The sequence below is a fragment of the Nocardia sp. NPDC059240 genome, assembly GCF_042753865.1.
Taxonomy (GTDB): Bacteria; Actinomycetota; Actinomycetes; order Mycobacteriales; family Mycobacteriaceae; genus Nocardia.
On sequence record NZ_JBHZAC010000004.1, the window covers coordinates 232,941 to 245,660 of the forward strand.

Here is a 12,720-nt window from a genome sequence, read left to right on the forward strand (position 1 = left end):
GGGCCGGGGCTCAGTGCGGGTGCTGGGCCTCGTAGGCCGCGCGTTCGGCGGCGCGACGGGCCGCACGGGTCGGGTTCTCCAGATCCTCGGGGAAGCCGTGCTTCACCAGCCGATGCGCCCGGTTCATCGGCATGTAGGCGACGATGTAGAACAGCGCCAGCAGCACGCCGAGCAGGATCACCGCCAGCTTCAGCGCCACCTCACCCGGCAGCAGGAACGCCAGCGCGAAAACCGGGAGCATCGGCACCATTTGGCGCACGATGTGCCGCGGCACCGCCCAGGTGCCGGTGAGATCGTTGCGCACCCACTCCCGTAGATCCTCGGGCAGCACGCGCCCGCAGGTGTAGCCGATCCACTGAACAGGGTTGGGGCGCTTCATTTCCGGTTTCCCTTCATCGACTGTTCGGGGTCGGCTAACACCGATTGCCGCGCCGCGGCGTTGACCCGGCCGAGTACCTCGCGCAACTCCTCGAGATCGGCCAGGCTCACCCCCAGCCGCGCCACCACCGCGGGCGGAATCTTCTCGGCCTCGCGACGCAGCTCCCGCCCGGCGTCGGTCAGATCCACCACGAGACTGCGCTCGTTGTGGGCATCGCGCCGCCGGGTGATGAGCCCGGCCGCCTCGAGCCGCTTGAGCAGCGGGGAGAGCGTGGGCGAATCGAGTTGAATGGCCTCGCCGATGTCCTTGACCGACATCGGCGCCTCACCCCACAGCGCCAGCATCACCAGATACTGCGGATGCGTCAGCCCCATCGGTTCGAGCAGCGGGCGATACACCGCGAGCACCGCCCGATTCGCCACCGCCAGCGCGAAGCAAACCTGCCGGTCCAGCTGCAACGGGTCGATCGCCTCGAACCCGGTCTCCGCCTTCACGTCCACCGCTTCGCCCTCCTCGGTCGCCTTGGTTAGGGCAATAATAGTTAATGCACTAACTGTTAGTCGACGACTCGATGAGTAATTGGCGTCACATGCTCAGCCCTGCTGCTGCGCCAGCGACGCCATGAGGGTGACGATGCGGCCGGTATCCATATAGTCGCGGAACAGCGTGACCAGGCCGTCCTCGACGCGAATCACATTGACGGAGCTGCGAACCCACGCCCGCGGCTGATCCGGGCGGGTGATGTCGATATCGCACTCGGTGATGAAGAGGCCGGGCTCGGTGGTCTCATGCACGGTCGGGCGGATGCTGTGCACGACCACCCCGGCCATGACTCCACCGGACCAGCGTGCGGCGAGATAGTCGCGGATCTGCTCACGGCCTTCGAGGCGATCGGGCTGACCGGGGATCAGGAACGGGATCTCGAAGACGGCATCCGGGGCCATGAGCGCCGCGAAGCGGTCGGCATCACGGGAGGGCAGGCCCTCGAACAGGCGCAGGACGACGTCACGAGGGGTTTCGACGGATGTGGGCACCACTACCTCCAAAAACGGAACGTTGAACCCGTTTAATATTCGGGGCGTGCGCCCCGGTTGTCAACGGTGGGTACGCTGACGGAGTGACGGAACGCCCCCTGCGCGCCGATGCCCGCCGCAATCGCGAGCGGGTCCTGGCCGCCGCCCAGGAAGCCTTTGCCGCCGAAGGCATCTCGGTACCGCTCGACGAGATCGCGCGCCGGGCCGGCGTCGGGGCAGGCACCGTCTATCGCCACTTCCCCACCAAGGAAGCACTTTTCGAGGCGGCCATCGTCGATCAGGTGGACAAGATCACCGCGCACGCGCGCGAACTCACCGAGGCCGACGACCCCGGGACGGTGTTCTTCGACTACCTGGCGAAGCTCGTGCTGCAGGGCGGCGTCAAGCGCGACCTGGCCGACGCCCTGCGAACCGGCGGCGGACAATACCCGCGCACGGTGTCCGAGGATTTCAAAGCCGCTCTGGCCACCTTGCTTTCCCGGGCACAGGACGCCGGAGCGGTGCGGCCGGAGATCGGCGTCGACGACCTGCTGGCCATCATCAAGGGCGTCTTTCTCGCCGTACACGAGTCTGGGGCAGACCCGGGATTGCGCGATCGGATCTTCGCCGTGATCACCGACGGCCTGCGCGCAAACGTCGGGCAATAAGTCGCTGAAATATTGCGGAAGGAACTGAAACGAGGGCGAATCGCCCGCATAGTTCCGCAATGTCCGCACGTTTTTGCAACTCGGATGCTTTGATGCACCATGTGCTGATCGGTTGCCTTTCCGGCACCGCGGCCCGGGGCTGTTCTTCGAAGTTCATTCGTTCGAGTTGACGACAGGAGATCAGGTTCGATGAAGCGTGCGATCCGTGCCGTCGCCGTCACGGCTGGTCTGGCGGTGGCAGCCTGCGGCAACACCCCGAAACCCGAGGCCGCCCCGCAACAGCCACCCCCGCGCACGCTGACCGTCGGGATCAAATTCGATCAGCCCGGACTGTCGGTCCGGGGACCGGACGGCAAACCCCACGGCTTCGATGTCGACACCGCCGTCTACATCGCCGACAAGCTCGGCGTCACCCCCGAACACATCACCTGGCGCGAGGCCCGCTCGGAACAGCGCGAGGACCTGTTGAACTCCGGCACAGTCGATTTCATCGTCGCCTCCTACTCCATCACCGCCGCGCGCCAGCAACTCGTCTCCTTCGCCGGGCCCTATCTGCTGGCCGGGCAGGACCTGCTGGTGCGGCAGAGCGAACGCGCCATCGACCAGCCCGAGGACCTCGACGGGCGCACCGTGTGCACCGCCGAGGGCTCCACCTCCGCCGACAAGATCCGCCGCAGCTTCGCCCACAATGTGAAGCTCTCCACCCGGGATACCTACGCGCAGTGCGTCTCCGACCTGATCGCGGGCACCATCGACGCGGTCACCACCGACGACGTCATCCTGGCCGGATACGCCCACGAGCATCCCGGCGTGCTGCGTGTGGTCGGGCACCGGTTCACCCGCGAGCGCTACGGGGTCGGCGTGCACAAGGGCGATCTCGAGCTGCAGAACCGCGTCACCTCCGCGATCCGGCTGATGATCGACGACGGCAGCTGGCGGCGCGCCATGGAGGCGAATCTGGCTGCCAGTGGCTATAAGCCGATGCCCGCGCCGGTGGTCTTCAACGCACCCGATAAAGCCGTCGAACCCGGCGATCCGACCACCCTGGATCCCGAATTGGTGAATGCCGCCAAGGCCGTCGCCGCCACCTCCAATGCCCGTGACTGGGAAGGTTTCCGCTCCCTGGTCTGCCCCGAAACCGCCGACACCATCGACGAAATCGTTTTCCAGTACACCCCGCAATTCGACAAAAACCTCGGCGCGGAGGTGAAGAACGCGGGCTACACCAATACCGTCACCGGAGTCACACAAAACGACCCGAACTCCGCGACCTTCGCATTCCACGAAACCTTCACAAACGTCCCCGAGAAATACCGCAGCTACTTCAAGGACATCGACTACACCGGAAGCATGGTCCGCCGCAACGGCTCCTGGAAACTCTGCAGCCTGGCCGCCGACTTCGTCGAACCCTGAGCTGCTTCGGAGAACTCCGAGTTGGACGCGACCGCCGAAATAATGCGGTGCACCGGGACGGGCGGTGCACCTACCCTCGACGGCAGTCGAAAGAAAGGACAGTCCAATGTTTCCCGTCGAGCTGCGCGGTACTCGGGCGCAGACGCTCATGTGGGCCCACGAGCACGAGGTCGAACCGGCCGCACTGCAGCAGCTGCGCAATATCGCGCAACTGGAATGGGTCTACGGCGTACGGGTGATGCCGGACGTGCACCTGGGCAAGGGCGCGACGGTCGGATCCGTCATCGCCATGAAGGACGCGGTCGCCCCGGCGGCCGTCGGAGTCGATATCGGCTGCGGGATGGAAGCGGTGCTGACCTCGCTCACCGCGGCCGACCTGCCCGACAACCTGCACTCGCTGCGGTCGCGCATCGAAGCGGCCGTGCCGGTCGGGTTCGGCGCGCACGACGATCCGGTGAACGTGAACCGCTTGAACGCGGAGGTCTTCGGCCAGCACGCGGCCGGCACCACCATGCGGGCGGGCTGGGAGCGGTTCTGGAAGTCGTTCGACACCCTGGATCCGGCCGTGCACGTGCGAGAGTCCAAGGCGCACAAGCAGATGGGCACCCTCGGTGGAGGCAACCACTTCGTGGAAGTCTGCCTCGACACCGAACAGCGCGTCTGGATCCTGCTGCACTCCGGAAGCCGCAATATCGGCAAGGAACTCGCCGAGCGGCACATGGCCGTCGCACGCACCCTGCCGCACAATGTCGACCTGCCCGATCGCGATCTGGCCGTATTCCTTTCCGGGACATCGGAAATGGATGCCTACCGGCGCGACCTGACCTGGGCGCAGGAGTATGCGGCCCGCAACCGTGCCGTCATGCTGGCCCTGGTCTGCAAGGCGGTGAGCACCGAATTCGACGGTCTGGCAGTGCGTTTCGAGACACCCATCTCGTGCCACCACAACTACGTGGCCGAGGAGGTCATCGACGGGATGCCCATGCTGGTGACCCGTAAGGGTGCGGTGCGGGCGGGCGCGGGTGATCTCGCGCTGATTCCGGGCTCGATGGGTACGCGGTCGTATGTGGTTCGGGGCAAGGGAAATCCGGCCTCGTTCCAGTCGGCGTCGCATGGTGCGGGGCGGCGGATGAGCCGTAATGCGGCCAAGCGGCAGTTCACGGTCGCCGACCTGGTCGCGCAGACCGAGGGCGTGGAGTCGCGTAAGGACGCCGGGGTGATCGACGAGATCCCCGCGGCCTACAAGGACATCGACCAGGTCATCGCGGCTCAGGGCGACCTGGTCGACATCGTGGCCACGCTGCGTCAGGTGCTGTGCGTCAAGGGCTGAGTCGGGGCGTGCAGGGTTGAGACGGGTCAGCGGCGGCGGAAGGTCGCCGCTGCACCCGCACCCACCAGCAGGATGCCCACGATCAGCGGGAATCCCGTTTGCAGCCACTGGAACAGCGCGATGTGCATGTCATCGGACACCGGCAGATCACCGATCAGCCGGAAGGTGTCGTCCGGGAAGATGAAATGGATGATCCCGGGCAGCACCCCCCACACCAGCCCGGCGATCATGGTGCCCGCCGGCGAATAGGCGGCCATGGCCGCGACGATCAGGAACAGGATCGCGGCGATCAGGATCTCGAAGGTCGAGCCGACCCGGTCGGCGAAATCCCCGAGAATCGTCCACTGCCTGGTTCCCGCCGCGCCGCGAGCGGCCAGGGCAATGCCGACGGGGGTGATCAACAACCCCACCAGCGCGCCGGTCAGCGTTCGCGACACCCCGCCACTACTGCGAAACTGCGCCCCGGGCGGAGTCCACCCCGCGGGCGATGGGAACTTCTCCGGCATCTGCGTCTCCCTGCGCACCCCCGGACGCCCTTCGTGCCCGGAACCCTATTGTCCGTCCGCCCACGGGATTCCGCGCGATCTTGACCGCTCCGCAACCAAGGCGCTGTTCACCGGTGTTTTACAGCGCGAATGCGTGTCCGGTTGGGAGGATTTGTACGTTTGTCGCCGGTGTGAGATCGGCTGCGGCGGCACGGAAATGCTCCGCCCCGGCCCGGTCACCCTTGGTCATGAGACGGTCGCCGAGGGGCCCGCTGGAGAAGGCGTAGTGGATCGGCACCGCCACCCGTGGACGCAGGACACGGGCGAGATCGGCCGCCTCGACAGCATCCATCACCACCTGCTTGTTGAGCGCCGGGCGGATGCGCAGGCCGTTGACCGGGAGCAGAGCCAGATCCAGATCCGGGAAACGCCTTGCGATGTCGTCCAATTCGGCGATGCGCAGGGTGTCCGCGCCGAAGAAGGCGGCGTGACCGTCGGCGCGCAGCACGAAGGTCACCTCGGGGACGCCGTGGCTGGCCGGAGTGGCGGTCACCTCGACCGGCCCCAGCCGCGTGGACTGCCAGGGCGCGAGCTCGACCACGTTCGGAAACCCCGCCGCGCGCACCTGTTTCGCGAGACCCGGCACCACCGCGAAGGGCACCGACTTATCGGGATAGGTGATCAGCGCAGCCAGATCACAGTGGTCGTAGTGGCCGTGACTGATGACGATGCCGGATAACTCCGGCAGCTGGGCCGCGGTGGCGAAGGCGCGCGGTTCGCCCTGCCGATAGAAGCGGGTCTCCGACAGCCACGGGTCGGTGAGGATTCGGGCTCCGCCGAAATCGAGGAGGGCGCTGGCATGGACGACACGGGTCACGGTGAGCATGACGTTTCCTAACAAGACGGGCGTCTACTTAAACTAAGTAGACGCCCGTCTTGTTACCCTGTCAACGTGCCCGACCGACCCGTCACCGCCCGCAGCCGTAACCGCCGAGGCCAGGGCGCACTCCTGCGCGACGAACTCGTCACCGCCGCCAGCCGCCTCCTCGAAGACCTCGACGGCCAGGAGGCCCTGTCCCTGCGCGCCGTCGCCCGCGCCGCCGGCGTCGCCCCACAGAGCGTCTACCTGCAATTCGCCGATAAACGCGAACTCCTCACGGCCGTCTACCGGCTCCGTTTCGGCGAACTCCGCGAGGCGCTGCTGACCGCCCTCGCACCCATCCCCGAAACCGCTGCCGCCGAACGACTTTCCGCCCTGTGCCACGCCTTCGTCGACTACGGCGTCACCAATCCCGGCCACTACCGCGTCTTGTTCGGCACCGCCGGAACCCCTGGCTGGGAACCCACCACGGGTCAGCTCCCCGGCCTCCCCACCATGGAACTGCTCACCGCCACCGCGGCCGCGACCGGCGCCCCGGACCCCGCCGCCACCGCTCAATGCCTGTGGGCGGGCATGCACGGCCTCATCACACTGCGCCAGGATCGCCCCAGCTTCCCGTGGCTCCCCCTCGACCATCTGGTCGACACTCTCGTCTCCGCGCATCTGGCCGCTGTCCGCTGATCCACCCGAAACGAAGCATTTCAGCCGCCCCCAGGGCCTGAAATCGGGCCACTCGGGTGCGGTGTTCGGCCAACCGAATTCGCTCACGGCCGTGAGTCGGGGGTGCGAAGTTGGACCAAGATGCGGGCGGCGCGGGCGCGGTGTCGGTGCGGTGGGGCACGATGGTCGGCGTGACCTCAGCCGACTCGAATGCCTCCGACCTCGCCCCTGCCCAGCCCGGAGCGGGCGGATTGCGCGAGGACGCGGAACGGCTGCTGCGCGAGCTCGCCGGTCCCGCAGCGCGGCTGCGGGAGGACCAGTGGGTGGCCATCGAGGCGCTGGTGGTGGGGCGGCGGCGGGCGCTGGTGGTACAGCGGACCGGGTGGGGCAAGTCGGCGGTGTACTTCATTTCGGCGAAGCTGCTGCGGGCGCAGGGGCGGGGGCCGACGGTGATCGTGTCGCCGTTGCTGGCGTTGATGCGCAACCAGGTGGCGGCGGCCGAACGGGCGGGAGTCGTTGCGGCGACCATCAATTCGGGGAATGTCACCGAGTGGGACGACATTCACGCGCGCGTCGCGTCCGGGGACGTGGATGTGCTGCTGGTGAGCCCGGAGCGGTTGAACAATCCGGACTTCCGGGATTCGGTGCTGCCCAAGCTGGCCGCCGACGCGGGGCTGGTCGTGATCGACGAGGCGCACTGCGTCTCGGACTGGGGACATGATTTCCGGCCCGACTATCGCCGGATCCGCACGCTCATCGCCGATCTCGGGTCGGATGTGCCGGTGCTGGCCACCACGGCCACCGCCAACGACCGGGTGGTGACCGATGTCGCCACCCAGATCGGCACGGACACACTGGTTTTGCGAGGCAGCCTGGATCGCGAGTCACTGCACCTGTCGGTGGTGCGCATCGCGGACGCGGTCGAACGCACCGCATGGCTGAGCAAGCGCCTGCAGGAGCTGCCGGGCTCGGGCATCGTCTACACGCTGACCGTCGCCGCCGCCCACGATCTCGCCGACGTGCTGAACTCGCACGGGCACACCGTCGCCGCCTATACCGGCCAGACCGACCCGACCGAACGCGAACACCTCGAAATCGCGCTGCTGAACAACGAGGTGAAGGCGCTCATCGCCACCTCCGCCCTCGGAATGGGTTTCGACAAGCCCGATCTCGGCTTCGTCGTGCACCTGGGCGCACCCTCCTCCCCCATCTCCTACTACCAGCAGGTCGGTCGTGCCGGGCGTGGCACCGAACGCGCCGAGGTGGTGCTGCTGCCCGGCCACGAGGACCGCCAGATCTGGAGCTACTTCGCCTCGGTCGCCTTCCCCCGCGAACACATCGTGCGCTCGGTGCTCGCGGCCCTCGACACCGACCGCCCGCTGTCCACCGCCGCCCTGGAACCGCTGGTGGAACTCAACCGCTCCCGCCTCGAGATGGTGCTCAAGGTCCTCGATGTGGACGGTGCGGTGCGCCGGGTGCGCGGCGGCTGGCTGGGCACCGGCGAACCCTGGACCTACGACACCGAACGCTACGAACGCCTCAGCGTCGCCCGCGAGGCCGAACAGCAGGCCATGATCGACTACGAGGCCACCACCGGCTGCCGAATGACGTTCCTGCGCAGTCAACTCGACGATCCCGGCCTGGCCCTGGGCACCGTCTGCGGCCGCTGCGACAACTGCACCGGCACCCGCCAGGACACCACCATCGATCAGACCGCCCTCGCCGAGATCCGCACCCGCCTGGACCGGCCCGGCATCGATCTCGCGCCCCGCAAGCAGTGGCCCACCGGTCTGGCCAAACTCGGAATCTCCTTGTCCGGCAAGATCACCGGCGGAGCCGAGACCGGCCGCGTCCTGGGCCGCCTCAGCGACCTCGGCTGGGGCCAGCGCCTGCGCCCCCTGCTCGACGGCCCCGACGCCCCCATCCCGGACGAGGTATTCCGTTTCTGCACAACGGTGCTGCGCGAATGGGATTGGGCCGAGCGCCCCACCGCCGTCATCGCCCTGGACTCCGGCACCCGCCCGACCCTGACGCGTTCCCTCGCGGCCCGCCTCGCCGAGGTCGGCCGCCTCCGAGATCTCGGCGTCCTGCACCTGCGCCCCGACCTCCCGCCGGTCTCGGCCGCCAACTCCGCCCACCGCATCGCGGCCCTCCACAATGCCTGGGAGACAACGGATCTCAGCGCCGTCGACGGCCCCGTCCTGCTGGTAGACGCCCTCACCGACACCGGCTGGACCTTCACCATGGCCGCCCGCACCCTACGCGCCGCCGGCGCCCCCGCCGTCCTCCCCTTCGCCCTCGCCACCCCGTCCTGATTTCGCGCGTACCGTCGAATCGGGAGGGAGACACCATGACCGACACTCCGAACGACGAACCCGATCCGCGAGCACGCTGGCGCAAGCTACCGCCCGAGCCCACCGAGTTCATCGAGGAGAAGGACACCGAGCCCGCGGCAGTGGACTACGGGTCCGACTACGACCCGGACCGGGATGCTGCCCGGTACGGGACCGGGTAGCCCGGCAGCGCTCAGGCTTCCGCGGTGGGTTTGCGGTTCTTGAGATCGTCGATGGCGTCCACGTAGCGCAGCATCAGGCGGGCGAAGTCGAGCCGATCGGTCTCCGACCACTCAGCGGTGATGTATTCGAACGCGGCGCGCTGCTGCTTGCGGAAGCGGGCCATGAACTCCAGACCTTCGGAGCTGAGTTCGAGCACCGCGCGGCGACCGTCGAGCTGTGAAGGCACGCGGCGCAGATAACCCGCCTTGATGCTGTCGGTGACCATGCGGCTGGCCACCGACGGGTCCACGCACATGGCGGCCGCGATGCCGCCGACGGTCATCTCCCCGCTCTCCCCCACCTGCCCGGGCTGCTCCTGCGCGACCGCCGGGCAGCCGAGCACCACGCCCAACACCATGGCCCGGGTCGAGTCCTTGGTGGAGATGGGGTTCTCGACCTCCTGCAGGACGCCGCGCTTGAGCTTGCCGAATGCCGGGCCGATGGCATCGAGCAGCTCGTCGGGGGTGCGGTCGTCCGGTGTCATGTGCACATCGTATCTGCATGCGGTTCCGAATATATGTGTTGACTGTCAGATGTGTGCATGACAGCATGCATTTGTCCATATGCATGGATTCTCACTCGATCGGAGTTCGCCATGACCATCCTCGTCACCGGTGCCCGCGGCCAGATCGGCCGCGCCGTCCTCGACGCCCTGCACGCCCGGGGTCTCCCCGTCCGCGTCACCAGCAAAGACCCGTCCGCGCTCGACCTCCCCGCCGGAGTCGAGGCCGTCGCTCTCGGCGATGATCCCGAAACACTCTCCGCCGCACTGCAAGACGTGCGCCAGGTCTTCCTCTACGCCAACCCCACACTCGCCGACGCGTTCACCGTCGCCGCCGAGAAGGCCGGGGTCGAGCACGTCGTACTGCTGTCGTCCGCCGCGGTCGACGGCCCGAATCCCGACGGCAATCCCATCGGAGCGATGCACGTCGCCGTCGAAAGGTCGCTCGCCGCTTCGACTCTCGCCACCACGACCTTGCGTCCCGGCGGATTCGACAGCAATGCCCTCGGCTGGATCGAGGCCATCGCCGCCGGGCAGCCGATCGAGCTCCCCTTCCCGCAGGCCGCCCTGGCCATGATCCACCCCCTCGATATCGCCGACATCGCGATCGCCGCCCTCACCGGCGACGAATTGCGCGGTCGCACAGTCTCCCTCACCGGCCCGGAGCCGATCAGCTTCCGCGCGCAGATCGCCGAACTGTCGGCGGCCATCGGGCGCGAGATCCCCGTCGTCACCGTCACCCCCGAGGCCGCCCGGGAGCAGATGTTGCACACCATGCCGCCCTTCATCGCGGACGCGCTGCTGTCGACCTGGGCCGAGGTGGCCGACCACCCGCAGGCGCCGGCCGACACCACCGAAACCCTGCTCGGTGTCCCGGCCCGGACCTTCGGCCAGTGGGCCCGGGAGAACGCGGCCGCCTTCACCGCCGCCTGACCCACCCGTCCGGCGGCCCGCCGGAAGAGTTGCCGGGCCGTCACGGAAACCGCTGTCCACCTGGGGCGCGGCGCGTAGGCTCAGACAAATCCCGCAGTCGCCACAACGATCTTGGGGAGTTCATCATGGCGTCCGCAGCACCCAAAGCCCCGCCGCTGCCCCTCCTGCGCGCACTCGCCTGGTTCCGCGACGGCCTCGCCGCGCTGCACCGGCGCATGGTGCCCGGGCACATCGCATTACTGGAACTGTCCACCATCGGCTATCTCACCCAGGCCACGTGCGCCGCAGCCGAACTCGGCATCGCCGACGCACTCGCCGACGGGCCCCGGCAACCGGCCGACCTCGCGCGCGCCGTCGGCGCGGACGCCGACGCGCTGCGCCGGTTGATGCGGCTGCTCGTCAGCGGCGGCGTGTTCGCACAGCGGCGCGACGGGTCCTATCAATTGACCGCGATCTCGCAGTCACTGCGCGGGGACGCCGCGGTGTCGCTGCGAGATCTGTTCCTGCTCTTGGGTAACGACCTGCACCGCAGGACATGGACCCACCTCACCGACTCGGTGCGGCACGGCCGGTCCCAATGGCCCGAACTGGCGGGCATGGGGTTCTTCGAGTACGCCGAACAGCATCCCGAGGTCGGGGAGGTCTTCGACCGCGCCATGACCAGCGTCAGCTCGCTGGCCTCCGAACCTTTGCAGGCCGCCTATGATTTCGGCCATTTCGCCTCGATCGTGGATATCGGGGGCGGTCGCGGCAGCCTGCTCGTCGATATCCTCGAGCGTCATCCATCGTTGCGCGGCACCGTTTTCGACCTGCCGCGCGTCGTGGAAAGCCTGCCCGAACAACTGCTGGGACCGGGCCTCACCGGCCGCCTCACCTTCGAGAGCGGCAGCTTCTTCGACAGCGTCCCCAAAGGCAGTGACGCCTACCTGCTCAAGCACATCGTCCACGACTGGGGAGACGAGGACGCCGAACGCATCCTGCGCACCGTCCGCACCGCCATGGAGGCCGAGGCGCGCCTGCTGATCATCGAAATCGTCATGCCGGAACACCACCGGCCCCACCCGGGCAAGGTCATCGACCTGGAGATGCTGGTCAATACGCAGGGCGGCCGCGAACGCACCCAGACCGAGTTCGGAAATCTGCTCTCCCGCAGCGGTTTCGTGCTCACCCGCGTGGTGCACACGGCCGCGCCCGACTGTGTGATCGAGGCCCATCCGGCCTGGTGACGTGCCGGGCGCCGACGACGGTCCGGGTGCTGATCGCCCCAGGTAGCGATCACACCCGGACCCGTCGACGCTGCCCGTGTGGGCGGACGCGGCGCAATCCGCCCGCCCGTCACGGGCTGCCGCCTCCCTGCTTCCGTTGTCGCGCAGCAACTTTCAGGCGGAGCGACGGACGCGTGGGCCGACAACCCCTGCGGCCCGATCGGTCCAGCCGTCCGCCATCTGCGCCAACAGGAACCAGGCGGCGTGTACTTGTTCGTCCGAGACGTTCTCGGCCGTCTTGAGCAGATGCACGGCGCGCACATGCGCCGCCGCCATGGCGTCCACCACGGCCCCGAGCGATTCGGCCCGCGCTACACCCCTCGGCAGCGCCCGGCTCGACACCCACTCGTCGATGAACGTGACGAGTTGCGTGCGTAGTTCGTCGATCCCACCGGTATCGCCGGGCTGCTCCCGGCGCTGCAGGTGCAGTTCGGCCAGTGCCCGGGCCCAGCGGGTGACCATGTGGTCGTCGGGCTGATCGCCGATATGACCGCAGAAGGCCGCCAGCAGCTCATGCCAGTCGGGCAGTACCGGGCGATCGGCGAACCTGTCACGGCCGCTCGCCCGCCACAGCTGTGTGCTATCAGGTTGGGGTACGTACATACCTACCTCCACGGCGGTGCGGGCGCACCCGGGG

The 12,720-nt window shown here is 68.0% G+C and carries 15 protein-coding genes; 8 read left to right on the forward strand and 7 right to left on the reverse strand.

The genetic code is table 11. The features are described from left to right. Nucleotides 1–10: 10 nt before the first annotated feature. From ACFXHA_RS15685 to ACFXHA_RS15695, 3 genes are all read right to left on the reverse strand, one after another. Complete coding sequence (locus ACFXHA_RS15685; RefSeq protein ID WP_379357134.1) at nucleotides 11–379, reverse strand: DUF5313 family protein; 369 nt, start codon at nucleotides 377–379, stop codon at nucleotides 11–13. Next, nucleotides 376–873 (reverse strand): MarR family winged helix-turn-helix transcriptional regulator, encoded by a 498-nt coding sequence (locus ACFXHA_RS15690; RefSeq protein WP_379358274.1) that lies wholly within the window; start codon nucleotides 871–873, stop codon nucleotides 376–378. Before ACFXHA_RS15690 ends, ACFXHA_RS15685 begins: the two co-directional genes overlap by 4 nt. A 99-nt stretch (nucleotides 874–972) precedes the next feature. Continuing rightward, nucleotides 973–1,413 carry a nuclear transport factor 2 family protein gene (locus tag ACFXHA_RS15695; protein WP_379357136.1) on the reverse strand — a complete coding sequence of 147 codons (441 nt, stop codon included), beginning with the start codon at nucleotides 1,411–1,413 and terminating at the stop codon, nucleotides 973–975. 83 nt (nucleotides 1,414–1,496) lie between these two features. Between ACFXHA_RS15695 and ACFXHA_RS15700 the strand changes: the two genes are divergently transcribed. The 3 genes from ACFXHA_RS15700 (at nucleotide 1,497) to ACFXHA_RS15710 (ending at nucleotide 4,803) form a co-directional block, all read left to right on the forward strand. After that, a complete protein-coding gene (locus ACFXHA_RS15700) occupies nucleotides 1,497–2,060 on the forward strand; it encodes a TetR/AcrR family transcriptional regulator (protein WP_379357138.1) in 564 nt (187 codons plus the stop codon). Between the two features lie 189 nt (nucleotides 2,061–2,249). Continuing rightward, nucleotides 2,250–3,473 carry a glutamate ABC transporter substrate-binding protein gene (locus ACFXHA_RS15705; RefSeq protein WP_379357140.1) on the forward strand — a complete coding sequence of 408 codons (1,224 nt, stop codon included), beginning with the start codon at nucleotides 2,250–2,252 and terminating at the stop codon, nucleotides 3,471–3,473. 106 nt (nucleotides 3,474–3,579) lie between these two features. After that, the gene (locus ACFXHA_RS15710; protein ID WP_379357142.1) at nucleotides 3,580–4,803 is read left to right on the forward strand and encodes an RtcB family protein; all 1,224 of its coding nucleotides are present in this window, start codon (nucleotides 3,580–3,582) and stop codon (nucleotides 4,801–4,803) included. Nucleotides 4,804–4,829: 26 nt separating this feature from the next. Here ACFXHA_RS15710 and ACFXHA_RS15715 read toward each other — a convergent pair whose 3' ends face one another. Further along, entirely contained in the window at nucleotides 4,830–5,309 is a 480-nt protein-coding gene (locus ACFXHA_RS15715) for a hypothetical protein (protein ID WP_379357144.1), read from the reverse strand. Nucleotides 5,310–5,427: 118 nt separating this feature from the next. Continuing rightward, nucleotides 5,428–6,174 carry an MBL fold metallo-hydrolase gene (locus ACFXHA_RS15720; protein ID WP_379357146.1) on the reverse strand — a complete coding sequence of 249 codons (747 nt, stop codon included), beginning with the start codon at nucleotides 6,172–6,174 and terminating at the stop codon, nucleotides 5,428–5,430. Nucleotides 6,175–6,240: 66 nt separating this feature from the next. Here ACFXHA_RS15720 and ACFXHA_RS15725 point away from each other — a divergent pair, with 66 nt between their 5' ends. The 3 genes from ACFXHA_RS15725 (at nucleotide 6,241) to ACFXHA_RS15735 (ending at nucleotide 9,343) form a co-directional block, all read left to right on the forward strand. Beyond that, complete coding sequence (locus tag ACFXHA_RS15725) at nucleotides 6,241–6,849, forward strand: TetR/AcrR family transcriptional regulator (RefSeq protein WP_379357148.1); 609 nt, start codon at nucleotides 6,241–6,243, stop codon at nucleotides 6,847–6,849. Between the two features lie 161 nt (nucleotides 6,850–7,010). Next, nucleotides 7,011–9,143: a RecQ family ATP-dependent DNA helicase gene (locus tag ACFXHA_RS15730; protein ID WP_379358276.1), complete on the forward strand. Its 2,133-nt coding sequence runs from the start codon at nucleotides 7,011–7,013 to the stop codon at nucleotides 9,141–9,143. A 35-nt stretch (nucleotides 9,144–9,178) separates the two neighbouring features. Then, nucleotides 9,179–9,343 carry a hypothetical protein gene (locus ACFXHA_RS15735; protein ID WP_379357150.1) on the forward strand — a complete coding sequence of 55 codons (165 nt, stop codon included), beginning with the start codon at nucleotides 9,179–9,181 and terminating at the stop codon, nucleotides 9,341–9,343. Nucleotides 9,344–9,354: 11 nt separating this feature from the next. On the opposite strand, the gene ACFXHA_RS15740 is transcribed toward ACFXHA_RS15735, so the two are convergent. Further along, nucleotides 9,355–9,867: a MarR family winged helix-turn-helix transcriptional regulator gene (locus ACFXHA_RS15740; protein ID WP_379357152.1), complete on the reverse strand. Its 513-nt coding sequence runs from the start codon at nucleotides 9,865–9,867 to the stop codon at nucleotides 9,355–9,357. A gap of 111 nt (nucleotides 9,868–9,978) precedes the next feature. Here ACFXHA_RS15740 and ACFXHA_RS15745 point away from each other — a divergent pair, with 111 nt between their 5' ends. Further along, nucleotides 9,979–10,818: an SDR family oxidoreductase gene (locus ACFXHA_RS15745; protein WP_379357154.1), complete on the forward strand. Its 840-nt coding sequence runs from the start codon at nucleotides 9,979–9,981 to the stop codon at nucleotides 10,816–10,818. 125 nt (nucleotides 10,819–10,943) lie between these two features. Further along, complete coding sequence (locus ACFXHA_RS15750; RefSeq protein WP_379357156.1) at nucleotides 10,944–12,044, forward strand: methyltransferase; 1,101 nt, start codon at nucleotides 10,944–10,946, stop codon at nucleotides 12,042–12,044. A 153-nt stretch (nucleotides 12,045–12,197) separates the two neighbouring features. Here ACFXHA_RS15750 and ACFXHA_RS15755 read toward each other — a convergent pair whose 3' ends face one another. Beyond that, complete coding sequence (locus ACFXHA_RS15755; RefSeq protein WP_379357158.1) at nucleotides 12,198–12,686, reverse strand: DUF4254 domain-containing protein; 489 nt, start codon at nucleotides 12,684–12,686, stop codon at nucleotides 12,198–12,200. Nucleotides 12,687–12,720: the final 34 nt, after the last annotated feature.